Raw genomic sequence first — 15672 nt, forward strand, 5'->3', positions numbered from 1 at the left:
ACAGCTCAGGAGCAGCGCATGCGCGACGTCGCCCTCGCTCCCCCCACCGTTTCCCCCCTGACCGGCGGGCTGGCCGACAGCATCTTCGACACGGCGGCCCTCGATGCCACCCTTCCGCTTCTCGCCCGCCGGGCCGATCCCGCCTCCAGTACGTGGGAGGAGGTGACCGCCGTGGAGGTGCGCGACGAGGTCGTGGACCTGGCCAAGGGGCTGGTGGCGTCCGGGATCTCGCCGGGCCACCGCGTCGCGATCATGGCGCGGACCCGTTACGAGTGGACGGTGCTCAGTCACGCGCTGTGGGCGGTGGGCGCCGAGGTCGTGCCGTTGTATCCGACCTCCTCGCGCGAGCAGGTGGAGTGGGTCCTCCGGGACGCAGGCTGCGTGGCCGTGGTGGTGGAGGACGAGCAGGCGGTGATGACCGTCGGTTCGGTGTGCGGTGCGCTGCCGCGGCTGCGCCATGTCTGGCAGCTGGACGCCGGGGCCATGGACGACCTGGTCGAGCGGGGCCGGCTCATCCCGCTGGCCACGGTCGAGTCACTGCGCCGCATCGTGCTGCCGGACTCCGCGGCGGCCATCAGCTACACCTCCGGCACCACGGGACGGGCGCTGGGCTGCGCGCTGAGCCACCGCAACCTGGCGAGCGCCTGCGACACGCTGCTGAACGGCTGGGGCCACACCGTGATCCCGCCGGGCGAACGACAGGCGTCGGTCCTGGCCTTCCTGCCCTTCTCCCACGTCTACGGCCTGCTGGTGCAGACGCTGTGCGTGCGCGGCGGCATGGTCATGGCGCACGAGCCGGACATGAGCGAGGAGGCCCTGGCCGCGTCGCTGCGCAGCTTCCGGCCCTCGTATCTCTGCGCCGTGCCCTCCCTGCTGGAGAAGATCTACAAGAACTTCCTGCGGGCCGCCCAGGAGGCCGGCCGCGGGGCGCTGTTCGAGCGGGCCGCGGACACGGCACGGGACTTCGCCGCGGCGCTGGAGCGCCAGCGGCTGGGCGGCGGTTCCGGTCCGGGGTTCGACCTGCGGCTGCAGCACGCCCTGTTCGAGCGGACGGTGTACCGCAAGCTGCGCGCCGCACTGGGCGGGCGGGTGCAGCGGGCCACGTCCGGCGGCTCCTCCCTCAGCCGGGAACTCTCCCTCTTCTACGAGGGCATCGGCATCTACGTCAACGACGGGTACGGCCTCACCGAGGCCGCCGGTGGCGTAACCGCGCAGCCGCTGGGCCGGGAGATGTCGGGGACCGTCGGGCAGGCCCTGCCGGGCACCGACATCATCGTCGCCGACGACGGCGAGATCCTGGTGCGCGGGCCGTCGGTGTTCCAGGGCTACATCAACGCCGAGGCGGCGACCCGGTCGGTGCTGCGCGGCGGCTGGCTGGCCACCGGGGACCTCGGGCGCCTCGACTCGGAGGGTTATCTGACGATCACCGGCCGCAAGAAGGACATCATCGTCACCAGCAGCGGCAAGAACGTCGCGCCGGCCGCCCTGGAGCAGCGGCTGCGGATGCATCCGCTGATCCACCAGGCCGTCGTCGTCGGTGACAACCGGCCCTGCGTGGGGGCGCTGATCACCCTGGACCCGAAGTTCCTGGCGTACTGGCGGGGCTCTCTGTCGCTGCAGAGCGACATGCCGAGCCACCAGGCCCGCGAGGAGAACGCGCTGCGGGAGGAGATCGGGCGGGCCGTGGCCGCCGCCAACAGTGCCGTCTCGCGCTCGGAGTCGATCCGGGTCTTCCGGGTGCTGCCGGACCAGTTCGACATGGCCAACGGGCTGATGACCCCCTCCATGAAGTTGCGCAGGGACGCGATCGTGCGGCACTACGCCTTCGAGATCGACGCCATGTACCAGGCCCGCTCGCGACCCGGGCGGCAGACCGTGCCGGACGAGCTGTCGAACTGGGACGAGGCCGACAACGTGTTCCGATGAGCGGCTGTGACGTACGGTGTTCGTCACGGCCGCCGGTTTCGGTACGCGTACGCGTAGCCGTCGCGCACTCGGGAACCAGGAAACGACAGGGACACAGGGGCGGGGCAGTGACGTGACCGCCGAGCGGGAAGGCGAGATGGCAACCGATCACCGTTGGCACGGAAGTCCGGTCTCCGGCAACATGCCGGAGCGGGTCGCACGCTACCCGGGCGAGCTCCACAATGTGACGGACGCCCGTCTCGACGCGGAGCAGTTCCTCGACGATCTCGCCCAGGTGACGCCACCGACCGCGCCGGAGCACTGGGACGACATACTGCTGGTCGTCACGGAACTCACGGCCAACGCGGTCCAGTACGCGCCCGGGCCCATCGAGATCCGGCTGCGCCCGACCTTCGACGGGGTGCACCTCGTCGTCCACGACACCAGCAGCACTCCCCCGGCCCCGCGCCCCTTCCACCGGGACGGAAGCGGTGGGGTCGGCTGGCACCTGGTGCATGCGCTGTGCAGCCAGGTCAGCGTCGTCACCAACGACGCCGGGAAGGACATCCACGTCTTCCTGCCCTGGTGAGGGCCTTAACGCAGGGCGCGCAGGGGCACCAGCAGACTGATCGTCTTGCCTCCCCCGCCGCGCCGGTCGATGACGATCTCGCGCGCCAGGCGGATGATGAGCGGCCAGCCGTAGCCGTGTCCGTGGTGGCTCACCGGCAGGGCTCCGGAACCGTAGGCGACGTCCGGGATGTCGTCGCTGTTGTCGTGCACGGCGAGCCGGATCCCCTCGGCGGTGGCGGCGACCTCGAAGGCCGCCAGTCCGCCGCCGTGCCGGATGGCGTTGGTGACCAGCTCGGACACGACGAGGAGCAGGTCGATGACGTCCTCTTCCCGTGCCGTGCGCGATGCCGTGTCCCACTGCCGCCGCACCACCGAGCGGGCGTACTCGCGTGCCGCGGCCGCGGTCGTCACGTGCGGCACGGCAAGGGTCCCGCCCGGCATGCCGCCGTTCCCCTCGGCCGTCTGGTCGGGCCGGCTCACCGCTCCGTCACTGCCCAGGGCGTCTCCACAGCGGACCGGACGTCCGGGGCGAGGACGAAGAACCTCGCGGTGCCTGTCACTTCAAACAGCCTTTCGATGCTTTCGTTCAACGGTCCCGCCACCACCAGCGGCCTGCCGCGCGCCAGGTGAGCCTGCTGTGCCTCCAGCAGTACGTGCAGGATGGCGGAGTCGGCGAACCCGGTGGCCGAGAGGTCGACGACCGTACGCGCGGACGATGCCCGCTCCGCCGCGTGCAGCGCCTCCGCGAGCCGTGGGGCGCTGTCGACGTCGACGTCACCGTGCACACTCACGACGGTGACGTCCCGCTCTCCCTCTCGTACGCGGTGCTGGACGACGGCAGGACTCTCATCGTCGGACATACGACGTCCCCTCCCGCTCACGCTGCTCCTTCCGAACCGGCGAGGAATCTCTGCCGCTCGCTTCACAGCAGCAGTTACCCGGCTCGCCCGATCGCATTCGGCACGACTTCCCGGCGGCGCCGGACTCAGCCCGTCCCCGGCCGCCCCTGGCCGTCGGAGTCCTGCTCGTGGGCGGTGAGATGGCCGTGCGTGCCGGTCATCACAAGGACTCGCTCCAGGGCGACGGGCCGCGCCTCCAGGACCAGACGGACACCCGCCTCGTCGGCGCGGCGCCGAAGCAGCAGCAGGGCCGAGAGGCCGGAGGAGTCGACGCAGTGCAGGCCGGCGAAGTCCAGTCGCACCACGCCGGCGGGGCGGTGCCGCGCGGGATCGCCGGGGGCTAGCAACGGCGTGACCGTGTCCACGAGTTCTCGGTGCGTCTCGTAGTCGAGGTCGCCTTCGACGCGCACCACCACGCCGTCCGGTCCCTGGTCGACCTCGAGGCCGAACAGCGGTGGGTGAGGGTTCGTCATACGTGCTGTCCGTCTCCTGGCTTCCTCGGTGCCGGCAGGTGTCTGGCAAGGGTGTCCCGTGCCGCTCGGAGAATGCGGGTGGCGCGGGGAAAGTCCCTCAGCCGGAGGCCGAGCACCTCGAGTGCCGGGTCCAGCGAGTGGGCGGGCACGTCTCGGGCGGTCAGGACGTCGGCCGTCCAGGCGATGAAGTCGATGAAGAGGTCCTCGTCGGCCACGTACAGGGCCGCCGCGAGATGGTCGAGGATGTGGCCGATGTCCTCGGCCGTGCGCTGCCGCTGCCGGTCGCTGTAGGCGCGCATCGGCGGGAAGCGGTCCTCCAGCTCGACGAGGGCCTCCTTGAGCAGCTCCCGCCGGGTGCCGACCACCATGGTGTACTCCTGGTCGGTCAGGTGGGGCAGGTCGTCGACGGTCTGCCGGATGGCCAGGGGCTCGGGCCGGGCGAGTCCCCGGTCGAGGACGCGGGCCGCCTCGCGGGCGTGCGGTGCCCAGGCGTCGGCGCCCAGGGCACGGGCGTAGCGCCCGTCGGTCCCGAAGGCCGCGCCGCCCGCGAACACGGGTACCCCGACCGCCTGGCAGGCCGTGATCGCCGCGTGTGCCGTGGGCAGGTGGGGGGAGAGCGTGGCGGACAGGGCCACGACCCGGGCGCCCGTCTGGTGCAGATGGGCGATCAGGTGGGGTGTGGGCACGTGCGCGCCGAGGAAGTCGACCTGCCAGCCGCGCCGGCGCAGCACCTCGGCCAGCAGCCTGGCCGGCAGGGCGTGCCACTCCCCGTCCACGCAGGCCACGGTGATCCGGGACCGGCTGGGGGCGGGGCCGCGGTGCTCGGGGTCGTGGGCGAGGGCCGCCACGACCCGTTCGTGGATGGCCGTGGCCGCGTGTTCCTGCGCCACCGTGAGCCGGTTCGCCGCCCATTCCGTGCCCACGCGCAGCTGGACCGCGCCGATCACGTCCAGCAGTGCCGTTTCGGGGTCCAGGCCGGACTCGACGGCGCCGACGACGACGGCGCAGGCCTCGTACTCGTCGCCGGCCCGGACCGCCGTCCACAGCCGGTCGCGGACGGCGGTGAGGCCGGGGTGGGTGGCGTTCGCGGCGGTCATGCCGTGAACCTTCCCCGGGTGTGGCCATCCACGGCGCTGAGGTGGGCGTGGCGGGGAGCGGTCACGGTCACCAGGGCCATGTCGTCGTGCGTGCCGTGACCGACCCACTGCTCGGCCAGCATCCGCACGTGGTCGACCACGGCTTCGGCGGGCATGCCCGCGCAGTGGGCGAGCGCGTCCTCGACCCGCTCGGGGCCGAACATCTCGTCGCCGAGCGGCCCGCCCCGGGCCTCGGTCACCCCGTCCGTGAACAGCAGGCAGGTCTCCCCAGGGGCGAGTTCGACGTGTGCGGTGGTCGAGGCGATGTTCCAGAAGACGCCCACCAGTGAGCCGCGTGTGTCCACGCGCTCCACCCGGCCGTCGGCGCGGACGACCAGCGGCGGCGGGTGGCCGCCGCTGGTGACCCGCAGGTGCACCGTCCGCCCGAGGCGGCGCACGGAGGCCAGCAGCAGGGTGGCGAACCGGGTGTGATGGGAGTTGATCAGGGCGCCGTTGAGGAGCTCCAGCAGCCGCTGGTGGTCACCGGCGAGCGGCAGCAGGGCCTGCAGGGTGTTGCGGATCTTCCCCGTCAGTACGGCTGCTTCCAGACCCTTGCCGCACACGTCGCCCAGCACGACCATGGTCTCCCGGTCGGCGTCCGTGCCGGGGTGGACGTCGTAGAAGTCGCCGCCCACCCGGTCGCTCTCCGCGGACGGCCGGTAGGCCCCCGCGTACTCGACGCCGTGCACGGCTCTGAGCGTGGGCGGGAGCAGGTCGCGCATCAGGGTGCTGGTGATGGCCGCCTGTTCCGCGTACATGCGGGCCGCCGACATCGCCGCTCCGGCCCGGGCCGCGAACAGCCGGGCGAAGATCTCCTCGCTCTCGGAGAACGCCTGCCGGTCGCCGGCGCGCAGGAGGATCAGCGCGCCCGCCGGCACGCCGTGTCCCGGCAGGGGGGTCACCACGGCCGAGCCGACGCCGGGCAGGTCCTCGGGCACCAGCCAGGAGGCGATGCCGGCGGGGTCTATCCAGCGCGAGGGCACCGGGGGGAAGCCGCGGAGGGCTTCGCCCAGCCCGGGGACGCCGGCCGGCTCGGCCTCCACCAGCCGGTGGACGACCTGGCCGTCGGCACCGCAGTGGGTGACGGGGAACCGGCCGCCCCTGGCCGGGGCCACCACGACCGCCGCGTCCGCGAGGTGCTCGGCGGCGAGGGAGGCGGTGACCTCCATGCACCGTTCGAGGTTCAGTGAGGCGAGCAGTGCGCTGGAGGCGGCGGCCAGGAACGAGGTGCGCCTGCGCTCCTCGTCGAGGCTGACCTCGGCCTTGCGGCGGTCGGTGTCGTCGACGAGCCACCACATCACATTGCCGTCGTCCGTACGGCTGGGGCGGCCCTGGAAGACGCGGTCGCCGAGGCAGCCGTGCGCCGCCGAGCCGGCGGCGTCGTCCGCGGTGGCCGGACCGGGGGTCAGCTGCTCGTGGGCGCTGGCGATCCAGGCCGGCGCGACGTCCGCGAGGCGCGATCCGACGGCGGCCGTCGGCAGCAGAACGGCGGCGGCCGGATTCAGGCCGACTACACCGCCCTGGATGTCGGCGACGAGCACGGGATAGGGCGCGGAGCCCCAGGCCCCCTCCGTGGGGGCATCGAGTGGACCGACGAGAGAGTGCTGGGATGTGTCCACAAACAAGGCACGCGGTGCGCGCCCACCGCCTTCCGGGCCGAGGATTGTTTCCTTCCGACAACTCTCTCCCGAGTGACGCCGTGACGGCAAGGGGCCACCGGGAAACCACCCGGAAGGGGACGAGCGTGCGGTCGGCGACATCCCGACGCGGGATCAGTTCGAGCCGGCGGTGGCCCCGTAGGCCTCCCAGCGGACCTCGGGCCACAGGTCGGCGGCGAGTGCGAGCAGCCTCGACGGCTGGGGCCGCAGGCCCGCGATCCGCAGCAGTCCGCCGCGTCCGGTGACGGAGTGGTCGACGGTGCGCAGGAGGTGGAGCAGCGCCGAGTCGACGAAGTCGACGCGGGCGAGGTCGAGGGTGAGATACCGCACAGTGAGCGGCAGCCGGGCCGCGGCGCTCTCGATGGCGGGCCGCGCCCGCTCGTCGATATCGCTGTCCACGGTCAGGGTGGCGGTGCGACCGCCGGGGCTCAGTGAGATGCGAGGCATGACGTGGGCATTCAGGGGTAATCGCGGTTGCGCGGTGCACACTGGTCGCCGTAGTACGCGCTGTTGTTGGAGGTAGACGTGTCCGTTGCCCAGAATCCCCTGTCCGTCGAGGTCAGCCTGCCCCGTGAGGATGTGGCCCTGATCACGGTGCAGGGTTACTTGGACGCCGACACCGCGACCGAGTTCCAGCACCATCTCGCCAACCAGCTGCATCACGGCCGCCGGCATTTCCTGCTCGATCTCTCGGAGGTGCCGTTCATGGACTCGTCCGGGATGAACATCATCCTCCGCGTCTACCAGGAGGCCCGGGAACTGCCCGGCAGTGTGCACATCATCTCGCCCACGCCCGCCGTGCGGCGGATTCTCGACCTCACCGGAGTCAGCATCACGGTCCCCGTGTCGGAGAGCACGGAGGAGGCCCTTGCCCTGGTCGACCAGCCGCAGTCCTGACCAACTGTTGCCGTTTGACAACTATGGGTGCAGGCAAGAGAGTGAGCTCGCACGTGGGCGGGAGAGGTGGGGATGAGAAGGGGTCAGGCGGTGACGGCGGCGGACTCGCCGTCGTCGTGGATCTGCGCCGCCGCGGCGGCGCAGAAGGCCTCCAGCCCCTTCAGCAGGGCGGACCGCTGGGCGGTCGGCATCTGTTCGAGAACGGACTGCAGTGCGCTCTCGCGGCGGACCCGCAGGCCGGTCAGGAAGGCCCGGCCGCGGCGGCTGAGGTACAGCTCCAGTTCCCGCCGGCTGGCGGTGGCCGCCCTGCGCTCGACGAACCCCACGGCCTGCAGCCGGTCGCACAGCCGACTGGTCGACGGCGGGGTCGAGCCCAGCGCGTCCGCGAGCGTACGCAGGTTGATGCCTTCGTTGTGCTCCAGGATGAACAGGACACGCAGTTGGGAGGCGGAGACCGGTGCCGTCGAGGCCCGGCCCCACAGGACCTCCAGAAGTTCGGCAGCCTCGGAGGTCACACGCGCCACCTCCTGGGGCTCCGGGCGCGGGTGCGAGATCGTCACCCGCACACCTTCTCAGGCTTGCCCGTCGCTGTCAGCCCACCCAGGTGCGCGGCGCAAGGGACCGGGAGCGGTCCACAAGGCACGGGTGACCGCGTCGCGTCCGTACGGCCGCGGCGGCTCGCCCTCGCACGGAACGGCATGACCGACGACGTGAACAGACTCCAGGCCGCCGGTCGCGCCCTGCGCACCGCCGCTCCGCACTTACTGGCGGCAACCGTCCGCGAGGTGCTGTGCGGTCCGTACGGCGCCGAGAGCGCGGACTTCCTCATCGTGGACTACGGGCTGAAGGTGTTGCAGCCCGTCTCCGCGACGGCGGATCCCGCGCAGGCGGTGCCCGTGCACGGCAGCGCGGCGGGACGCGCGTTCGGGGCACAGCAGCCCTTCGTGCTGGAGGACGACGACGGCCGGGCGTGGATGCACCTGCCCGTCACCGTGCGCGGGGACCGGCTGGGCGTGCTCAGCGTCACACTGCCGCCCAGCGCACGGCCCGAGGCCGACATGGCCGAACTGGTCGAGCTGGCCCAGATCCTGGGACACGAGGTCTCGGTGGCCGAACGTGACACCGACGTCTACCGGCAGGCCCGGCGCCGGGAGCGGCTCACACTCGCCGCGGAGATGCAGTGGCAGTTGCTTCCGGCCCGGTCCTCGGCCGGTCCGGAGTACGCCCTCGGCGCCCAGCTGGAGCCCGCCTACGCGATCTTCGGCGACAACTTCGACTGGACGGTGTCGGCCGACCGGCTGCTGCTGTACGTCACCGACGGCATGGGCGAGGGCATGGACGCCTCGCTGCTGACCAGCCTCGGGATCAACGCCCTGCGCAACGCGCGCCGGGCCGGCATCCCCATCGCCGACCAGGCCGCCCTCGCCGACCAGGCCGTGTACGCCCAGTACCGCGGCGAGGCGCACCTGTCCGTCCTGCTGGTCGATCTCGAACTGTCCTCCGGCCGCGTGCGGGTGGTCGACGCGGGATCGCCGCGGATGCTGCGGCTGCGGGACGGCGCGGTGACGCCCGTGTCCCTCGACGCGCAGCTCCCGCTCGGCATGTTCGAGGGAACCGACTACACGGCGCAGGAGTTCCGGCTGCGGCCGGGCGACCGTCTGCTGTTCGTCAGCGACGGGGTGCACGCGGTCGCCGCTCCGGGCGGTGAGCAGTACGGAGAACGCGCCCTGGCCCGCGCCTTCACGGCCACCCGGCTGCTGCCGGCCGCCGATGTGCCGGCCGCGGTTCTGCGGGAGCTCAGCGGCCATCGCGGCCGCCCGGAACCGGACGACGACGCACTGGTGGTCTGTCTGGACTGGTTCGGCAAGCAGCCGACGGGCGCGTGAGCCCCGGGGCTCAAGTAACGACACGGTCTCGTTACAGTTGTCGCCCGGCAATGGTTTGCGTCGCCCCGGCCGTTCGGCGGCCACCCCGGTCCACGCAACGCGGACGACTCGGAAAGAGGAGAGAGCAGGTGCCGGAACACCAAGCGGCGGTATGTCAGGGAACGCCGGCTCGGCAGGTAGGGGAATTCCTGTACCGCCATCGCGAACGCATCGCCCAGCGCTGGGCCGACGAACCCCTGTTCCGCAGCGTGTTCACGGTCTCGCGGGACGAGGCCGTGGAGGCGGCCCGGGCGGTCGCCGAAGCGCTGGCCCGGGTGGCCGAGTCGGAGCGCGTGCACGACACGGACGCCTCCGGCTTCGTCGTCGTACGGGAACAGCTGGCCCGTATGGCGGCCGCGCGGTCGCGCGCCGGGGCCTCCATGGCGCAGGTCTCGGGCGAGGTGGAGGCGCTGCGCCCGCCTGTGGCGAGTCTGCTCGTCGAGGAGTGCGCGGACCTGCCCGCCGACGAGGTCCGGGAGTACGCCACCGAGCTGACGGTCCTGATGGGGACGCTGCGGCTGGTCGTGCTGGACACGGCACTGTCCGAGGGACAGGCGCTGATAGAGCGGCAGCAGCTCCAGCTGCTGGAGGTGGCCACCCCGGTGATCAGGCTGTGGGACGGCGTCGTGGCGGTTCCCCTGATCGGGACGCTCGACAGCGCGCGCAGCCAGGTGGTGATGGAGACGTTGCTGGAGGCCATCGTCGAGCAGCACGCGCGTTTCGCGATCCTCGACATCACCGGTGTGCCGACGGTGGACTCGCTGGTCGCCCAGCACCTGATGAAGACGGTGGCGGCCGCCCGCCTGATGGGCGCGGAGTGCGTCGTGTCGGGCATCCGCCCGGCGATCGCGCAGACCATCGTCCATCTCGGCCTGGACCTCGGCACGGTGGTCACCCGGGCCAGCCTCGCCGACGCGCTGGCCTACGCGCTGCACGAGCTGGGCGTGGGCATCGTCGCACCGGCGTCCGGCGGTGCGGGGGCGCGATGAGCGACCGACTCCAGCACGGCGTCGCGAGCCATGTGCCGGTACTCCGCCTGGGCGAGGTCCTCCTGGTCACCCTCCAGGGCGATCTGCACGACAGTGACGCGCAGCGGCTCCAGCAGGACATCTGTGAGGCCGTCGCGAGCAGTGGGGTGACCGGAGTGGTGATCGACATCTCCGGCGTCGAGATCGTCGACTCCTTCCTCGGCCGTGTGCTGGCCGAGATCGCGGCCAACGCCTCGCTGCTGGCCGCCCGGACGGTGGTGGCGGGCATGCGGCCGGCGGTCGCGATCACCCTGGTGGAGCTGGGCCTGACGCTGCCGGGGCTGCGCACGGCTCTCACCACCGAGGCTGCCATGGAACTGCTGACGCACCACGACCCGGCGGCCGGCCGCGGCAGGTTGCCCCAGGAGCACGGTTGATGCCCTCGTCCACGGCCGTCGAGGCGAGTCTGCCGATCCAGTCGGAGATGGATCTGGCCTGGGTCCGCCAGCATGTACGACAGGCCGCCGCTCAGCTCGGCTTCGGTCTCGTGGCGCAGACCAAGCTGGTCACCGCCGCCAGTGAGCTGGCCCGCAACACGCTCGTGCACGGCGGGGGCGGCCGTATGGAATCGGCGGCGGTGACGCGCGGACAGGCACGCGGCCTCCGACTGGTCTTCTCCGACGAAGGGCCCGGCATCGCCGACCTGGAACGGGCCCTTGCCGACGGTTACACCTCCGGCGGCGGCCTGGGCATGGGGCTGGGCGGCGCACGGCGCCTGGTGCACGAGTTCGCCGTCGACAGCACCCCGGGGTCGGGCACCAAGGTCACGGTCGTCTCCTGGGTCACCCCACCGCTCCGTCCCTACGGAGGCCTGTGATGGCGCGCGCATGGGACGTGCCGGTCCACGACCCCACCCGGCTGCGCGACGCCCGGCTGGCCGTCGAGGAGGCCGCGGCCGCGGCCGGACTCGACGAGGCCCGGACGGCGGACGCCGCGCTGGTGGCCACGGAGCTGGCCACCAACCTGCTCAAGCACGCCGAGGCGGGACGGCTGCTCCTCGACGTCGTCCCTACCCCGGCCCCCGTGGAGGGCGGCGACCAGACCCGCTTCGTGCAGATCGCGGCGCTGGACCACGGCCCCGGTATCGCCGACGTGCCTGCCGCCCTCGGCGACGGCTTCACGACGGCCAGGTCGCTGGGCGCGGGTCTGGGCACCTGCAGGCGCGTCGCCGACACCTTCGCCGTGCACAGCGAACCGGGCCGGGGCACGGTGGCGCTGGCCCAGGTCGGTCCCGGCACGCGCGATGCCGCGCCCGCTGACCGCCGGGTACGGGCCGGTGGTGTGAACCTTCCCTTCGGCGGGGCCGAGCACTCCGGCGACGCCTGGACCTGCGTCCGGTCCGGTGACCGGGTGACCTTGATGCTGGCCGACGGCCTGGGACACGGTCCCCAGGCCGCCCACGCCTCCACGGCCGCGGTCGAGGCGCTGCGGGGATCGGCCCACCTGCCTCCGGCGGAATGCCTGGGCCGGCTCGATACGGCCCTGCGCGGCACCAGGGGCGCGGCCGTGGCCGTGGCCCAGGTCGACACCGCCTCCGCGACGCTCCGTTTCGCCGGGCTCGGGAACGCGAGCGCCTGGCTGTGGGAGGACGGTGCCTGGCACTGCCTGCTGTCCCGCCCCGGGATCGTCGGCGTCCACCGGCCCAGGACCCTCACGGACCAGTCGCGGCGCTGGGGCGGCGACCGGGTTCTGCTCCTGCACAGCGACGGCCTCCCCGGCCGCCGCACACCGCCGTCCGCACCGGATCTGCTGGCGGCCGACCCGGCCGTCATGGCCGCGGTCACCCTCCGCGACAGCGGCAGCGCCGCCCGGCCGCCCCGCGACGACACAGCCGTGGCCGTCCTGTCGCCGGCACCGCAGGAGGGCCGATGAAGCGCACCTGGCGGATCGACACCGTCACCGACGCGGCCCAGGCTCGCATCGCCACCGCCCGCCTGGCCTCGGCGTACGGTCTGACCGCGCTCGAACGCACCCGTCTGACGACGGCGCTCAGCGCGCGGCTGCGGCAGTGCCTGGCCAAGGGCGGCTCCTGGCGGCTCACGCTCTGCGTCACCGCCGTCCCCGCCGAGCAGGCGCAGCTGCACGTCACCGTCACCTCCTCGGATCCCGCCGAGCATCCGCCGTGGCGGACGGCCGTCGCCTGCGCCGCGCAGCCGGTCGCGGACGACGATGTCGCGGCCGGCTCCCCGGCGGATCTGGCCGAGTCCCTGATGGTCGCCGACGAGGACACTGCGCTGCTGTTGGAGAAGCTCACCGAGCAGGAGCAGCTGGTCGCCTTCCACCGGGAGGAACTGCACCAGACCAACCAGGGTGTGCTGGCCCTGCACGCGGAGCTGGACGCCGCCGGCCAGGCCCAGCAGAAGGCCTTCGCCGCCGAGCGCAGGGCCCGTCAGGAGGCCGAGAGCGCCCGTCGGCGCCTGACCTTCCTGGCCGATGCCAGCGCCGCCCTGACCTCCTCCCTCAACCACGAAGAGATCGTGCGCCGCCTTCCGGAACTGCTCGTGCCGGAGTACGCCCGCAGCGTCGACGTCTGGCTCTTCGACGGCGACGACGACCGGCGCCCCCCGGGGCCGCGCCCCGCCGTCGCCGTCCTGGCGGCGCGCACCGGCCGCCCCCAGTACGCCGCCCGCGAGCCGGGCCACCTGCCCGGCGTCGACGACCAGCCACCCTCGGCACTCGACCCCGAACGGCCCCTGCTGTGCCTGCCGTTGCCCACCCGCAGGGCGCCGCTCGGTGTGCTGACCCTGGCACCGCCCGGCGACCGCTGGGAACCGGACGACGCGGTCATGCTCATCGAGTTCGCCCGGCGCGCCAGCATCGCGATCGACAACGCCCGGCGCTTCGAACGCAACCGGGACATCGCCGAGACGCTCCAGCGGGCCCTGCTCACGGACCTGCCCGCCACACCGGGCCTCCATCTGGCCGCCCGCTATCTGCCGGCCACCCACGGGCTGAACATCGGCGGCGACTGGTACGACGCCTTCCGGCAGCCCGACGGCTCGCTGATCGCCGTCATAGGGGACGTCACCGGGCACGGACTGCACGCGGCCGTGATGATGAGCCAACTGCGCACCGCCCTGCGGGCGTACGCCGTGGACGGCGGCAGCCCCGGCACCCTGCTGACCCGGCTGCACACGTTCCTGCACCATCTCCAGCCCGACCTGTACGCCACCGCCGTCATCGCCCGCTTCCAGCCCGGCCGGCCCACCCTCACCTGGGCCGCCGCCGGCCACCCGCCGCCGCTGCTGCGCACCCCCGACGGACAGGTGCACACGCTGGACGCCAAACCGGGCGCCATGCTGGGCATCCCGTTGCACCAGCGGATCGACGACCACACGGTGGACCTCCCGCCCGGGTCAACACTGGCGCTCTACACGGACGGGCTGGTCGAACGCCGGGCGGCGGGGATCGATCCGGGCATAGCGCGCCTGGCGGCGTCGCTCGGCGGCTTCCGGCCGGACGAGCTCGAGCGGGATCTGGACGGCTCGGCCGACCGCGTCCTCGACCCCCTGCTCGTCGACTCCGAGCGCGACGACGACGTGTGCCTGCTGCTGTGTCACACCACGGAGGGCTTCGTCTAGACGCGGTCCGGCCATTTCCTTCACTTTTCACCCGGTGCGTTTCCGCCCCCGCGGGGGCAGGGTTGACCCCGACGCGTTCGTCTGCCTGCCGTGCCCGGCTGGCGGTACGGCTCAAGGCACGGTGGGATCGATGTGGTGCAAGCAGAGATCCAGGGCAGGCGAAGGGCGTTGGAAGTGACCGCCTGGAGCCGCAGAGAGGGATGAAGAACCGTGACACGACCCAGGATCCTGGTGGTCGGCGCAGGTTTCGCCGGCGTGGAGTGCGTGCGCCGTCTGGAGCGGAAGCTCGCGCCCGACGAGGCCGACGTCACCCTGGTGACGCCCTTCGCCTACCAGCTTTATCTGCCCCTGCTGCCCCAGGTCGCCTCCGGGGTGCTGACGCCCCAGTCGATCGCCGTCTCCCTGCGCCGCAGCAAGCGGTACCGCACCCGGATCATCCCGGGCGGCGCGATCGGCGTCGACCTGAAGGCGAAGGTGTGTGTCATCCGCACCATCACCGACCAGATCGTCAACGAGCCGTACGACTACATCGTGCTGGCGCCCGGCAGCATCACCCGCACCTTCGACATCCCGGGGCTGACCGACAACGCCTTCGGGATGAAGACCCTCGCCGAGGCCGCCTACATCCGCGACCACGTCATCTCGCAGCTGGATCTGGCCGACGCCAGCCAGGACCCGGCCGAGCGGGCCGCCCGGCTGCAGTTCGTGGTCGTCGGCGGCGGGTACGCCGGCACCGAGACCGCGGCCTGTCTGCAGAAGCTCACGCACGCCGCCGTCAAGCGCTACCCGCGCATCGACCCGTCGCTGATCAAGTGGCACCTGATCGACATCGCGCCGAAGCTGATGCCCGAGCTGGGCGACAAGCTCGGCCGCAGCGCCCAGAAGATCCTGGCGCGCAGGGGCATCGACGTGTCCCTGGGCGTCTCCATCGAGAAGGCCGGTCCCGAGGAGGTCACCTTCACCGACGGCCGGGTGGTGCCCACGCGGACCCTGATCTGGACCGCCGGCGTCGTCGCCAGCCCGCTCATCGCCACCCTCGGCGCCGAAACGATTCGCGGGCGGCTCGCGGTCACCGCGGAGATGACGCTGCCGGGCGAGGACGGCGTCTTCGCGCTCGGCGACTCCGCCGCGGTGCCCGACCTCGCCCAGGGCGACGACGCGCTCTGCCCGCCCACCGCACAACACGCCATGCGGCAGGGCCCGCAGGTCGCCGACAACATCATCGCCACCCTGCGGGGCCGGCCGATGCAGCCGTACCACCACAAGGACCTCGGTCTCGTCGTCGACCTCGGCGGCACGGACGCCGTCGCCAAGCCGCTCGGCATCGAACTGCACGGTCTGCCCGCCCAGTTCGCGGCCCGCGGCTACCACTGGGCGGCGCTGCGCACCAACGTGGCGAAGGTCCGCGTGGCTACCAACTGGACGCTCAACGCCATCGCGGGCGACGACTTCGTCCGTACCGGCTTCCAGGCCCGCAGGCCCGCCAAGCTCAAGGACTTCGAGTACACCGACGCGTACCTGAGTCCGGAGCAGGTGCGGGCCCAGATCGAGGGGGCGCGTCGCGAGCAGCTGTGAGGGCGGGCGCCGGCCTTCCCGGCGG

Annotated in this window: 17 protein-coding genes; 10 read left to right on the plus strand and 7 right to left on the minus strand. The window is 72.5% G+C overall.

Going from position 1 to position 15672, the window contains the following annotated elements; all coding sequences use genetic code 11:
* The first annotated feature begins 18 nt into the window (after window positions 1–18).
* Both FBY22_RS22730 and FBY22_RS22735 read left to right on the plus strand, forming a co-directional pair.
* Window positions 19–1926: a long-chain fatty acid--CoA ligase gene (locus tag FBY22_RS22730; protein WP_142148755.1), complete on the plus strand. Its 1908-nt coding sequence runs from the start codon at window positions 19–21 to the stop codon at window positions 1924–1926.
* Between the two features lie 136 nt (window positions 1927–2062).
* Window positions 2063–2494 carry an ATP-binding protein gene (locus tag FBY22_RS22735; protein ID WP_142148757.1) on the plus strand — a complete coding sequence of 144 codons (432 nt, stop codon included), beginning with the start codon at window positions 2063–2065 and terminating at the stop codon, window positions 2492–2494.
* Window positions 2495–2499: 5 nt separating this feature from the next.
* Here FBY22_RS22735 and FBY22_RS22740 read toward each other — a convergent pair whose 3' ends face one another.
* From FBY22_RS22740 to FBY22_RS22765, 6 genes are all read right to left on the minus strand, one after another.
* Window positions 2500–2955 (minus strand): ATP-binding protein, encoded by a 456-nt coding sequence (locus FBY22_RS22740; RefSeq protein WP_313905449.1) that lies wholly within the window; start codon window positions 2953–2955, stop codon window positions 2500–2502.
* On the minus strand, window positions 2952–3335 hold the full coding sequence (locus tag FBY22_RS22745; protein ID WP_142148759.1) for an STAS domain-containing protein: 384 nt from the start codon (window positions 3333–3335) through the stop codon (window positions 2952–2954). The genes FBY22_RS22740 and FBY22_RS22745 overlap by 4 nt, the downstream gene beginning before the upstream one ends.
* A gap of 125 nt (window positions 3336–3460) precedes the next feature.
* The gene (locus FBY22_RS22750) at window positions 3461–3847 is read right to left on the minus strand and encodes an STAS domain-containing protein (protein ID WP_142148761.1); all 387 of its coding nucleotides are present in this window, start codon (window positions 3845–3847) and stop codon (window positions 3461–3463) included.
* Complete coding sequence (locus tag FBY22_RS22755; RefSeq protein ID WP_142148763.1) at window positions 3844–4944, minus strand: B12-binding domain-containing protein; 1101 nt, start codon at window positions 4942–4944, stop codon at window positions 3844–3846. The genes FBY22_RS22750 and FBY22_RS22755 overlap by 4 nt, the downstream gene beginning before the upstream one ends.
* The gene (locus FBY22_RS22760; protein ID WP_399211670.1) at window positions 4941–6602 is read right to left on the minus strand and encodes a PP2C family protein-serine/threonine phosphatase; all 1662 of its coding nucleotides are present in this window, start codon (window positions 6600–6602) and stop codon (window positions 4941–4943) included. Before FBY22_RS22760 ends, FBY22_RS22755 begins: the two co-directional genes overlap by 4 nt.
* 153 nt (window positions 6603–6755) lie before the next feature.
* A complete protein-coding gene (locus FBY22_RS22765; RefSeq protein ID WP_142148767.1) occupies window positions 6756–7088 on the minus strand; it encodes an STAS domain-containing protein in 333 nt (110 codons plus the stop codon).
* A gap of 78 nt (window positions 7089–7166) precedes the next feature.
* Here FBY22_RS22765 and FBY22_RS22770 point away from each other — a divergent pair, with 78 nt between their 5' ends.
* A complete protein-coding gene (locus tag FBY22_RS22770; protein WP_142148768.1) occupies window positions 7167–7538 on the plus strand; it encodes an STAS domain-containing protein in 372 nt (123 codons plus the stop codon).
* A gap of 83 nt (window positions 7539–7621) precedes the next feature.
* Here FBY22_RS22770 and FBY22_RS22775 read toward each other — a convergent pair whose 3' ends face one another.
* Entirely contained in the window at window positions 7622–8053 is a 432-nt protein-coding gene (locus tag FBY22_RS22775; RefSeq protein ID WP_142148770.1) for a MarR family winged helix-turn-helix transcriptional regulator, read from the minus strand.
* Between the two features lie 183 nt (window positions 8054–8236).
* Between FBY22_RS22775 and FBY22_RS22780 the strand changes: the two genes are divergently transcribed.
* The 7 genes from FBY22_RS22780 to FBY22_RS22810 all read left to right on the plus strand — a co-directional run bounded on the left by FBY22_RS22780 (window position 8237) and on the right by FBY22_RS22810 (window position 15647).
* Window positions 8237–9424 (plus strand): PP2C family protein-serine/threonine phosphatase, encoded by a 1188-nt coding sequence (locus FBY22_RS22780; RefSeq protein WP_142148772.1) that lies wholly within the window; start codon window positions 8237–8239, stop codon window positions 9422–9424.
* Between the two features lie 128 nt (window positions 9425–9552).
* Window positions 9553–10452 (plus strand): STAS domain-containing protein, encoded by a 900-nt coding sequence (locus FBY22_RS22785; protein WP_174267243.1) that lies wholly within the window; start codon window positions 9553–9555, stop codon window positions 10450–10452.
* A complete protein-coding gene (locus tag FBY22_RS22790; RefSeq protein WP_142148776.1) occupies window positions 10449–10868 on the plus strand; it encodes an STAS domain-containing protein in 420 nt (139 codons plus the stop codon). The genes FBY22_RS22785 and FBY22_RS22790 overlap by 4 nt, the downstream gene beginning before the upstream one ends.
* Window positions 10868–11308, plus strand: a complete 441-nt coding sequence (locus FBY22_RS22795; RefSeq protein WP_142148778.1) for an anti-sigma regulatory factor — start codon at window positions 10868–10870, stop codon at window positions 11306–11308. The genes FBY22_RS22790 and FBY22_RS22795 overlap by 1 nt, the downstream gene beginning before the upstream one ends.
* The gene (locus tag FBY22_RS22800; RefSeq protein ID WP_142148780.1) at window positions 11308–12363 is read left to right on the plus strand and encodes a SpoIIE family protein phosphatase; all 1056 of its coding nucleotides are present in this window, start codon (window positions 11308–11310) and stop codon (window positions 12361–12363) included. The genes FBY22_RS22795 and FBY22_RS22800 overlap by 1 nt, the downstream gene beginning before the upstream one ends.
* Window positions 12360–14072, plus strand: coding sequence for a PP2C family protein-serine/threonine phosphatase (locus FBY22_RS22805; protein WP_142148782.1), 1713 nt, complete (start codon window positions 12360–12362; stop codon window positions 14070–14072). The genes FBY22_RS22800 and FBY22_RS22805 overlap by 4 nt, the downstream gene beginning before the upstream one ends.
* Window positions 14073–14282: 210 nt before the next feature.
* Window positions 14283–15647, plus strand: coding sequence for an NAD(P)/FAD-dependent oxidoreductase (locus tag FBY22_RS22810; protein ID WP_142148784.1), 1365 nt, complete (start codon window positions 14283–14285; stop codon window positions 15645–15647).
* Window positions 15648–15672 lie beyond the last annotated feature (25 nt).

Source organism: Streptomyces sp. SLBN-31 (assembly GCF_006715395.1).
Classification (GTDB): Bacteria; Actinomycetota; Actinomycetes; order Streptomycetales; family Streptomycetaceae; genus Streptomyces.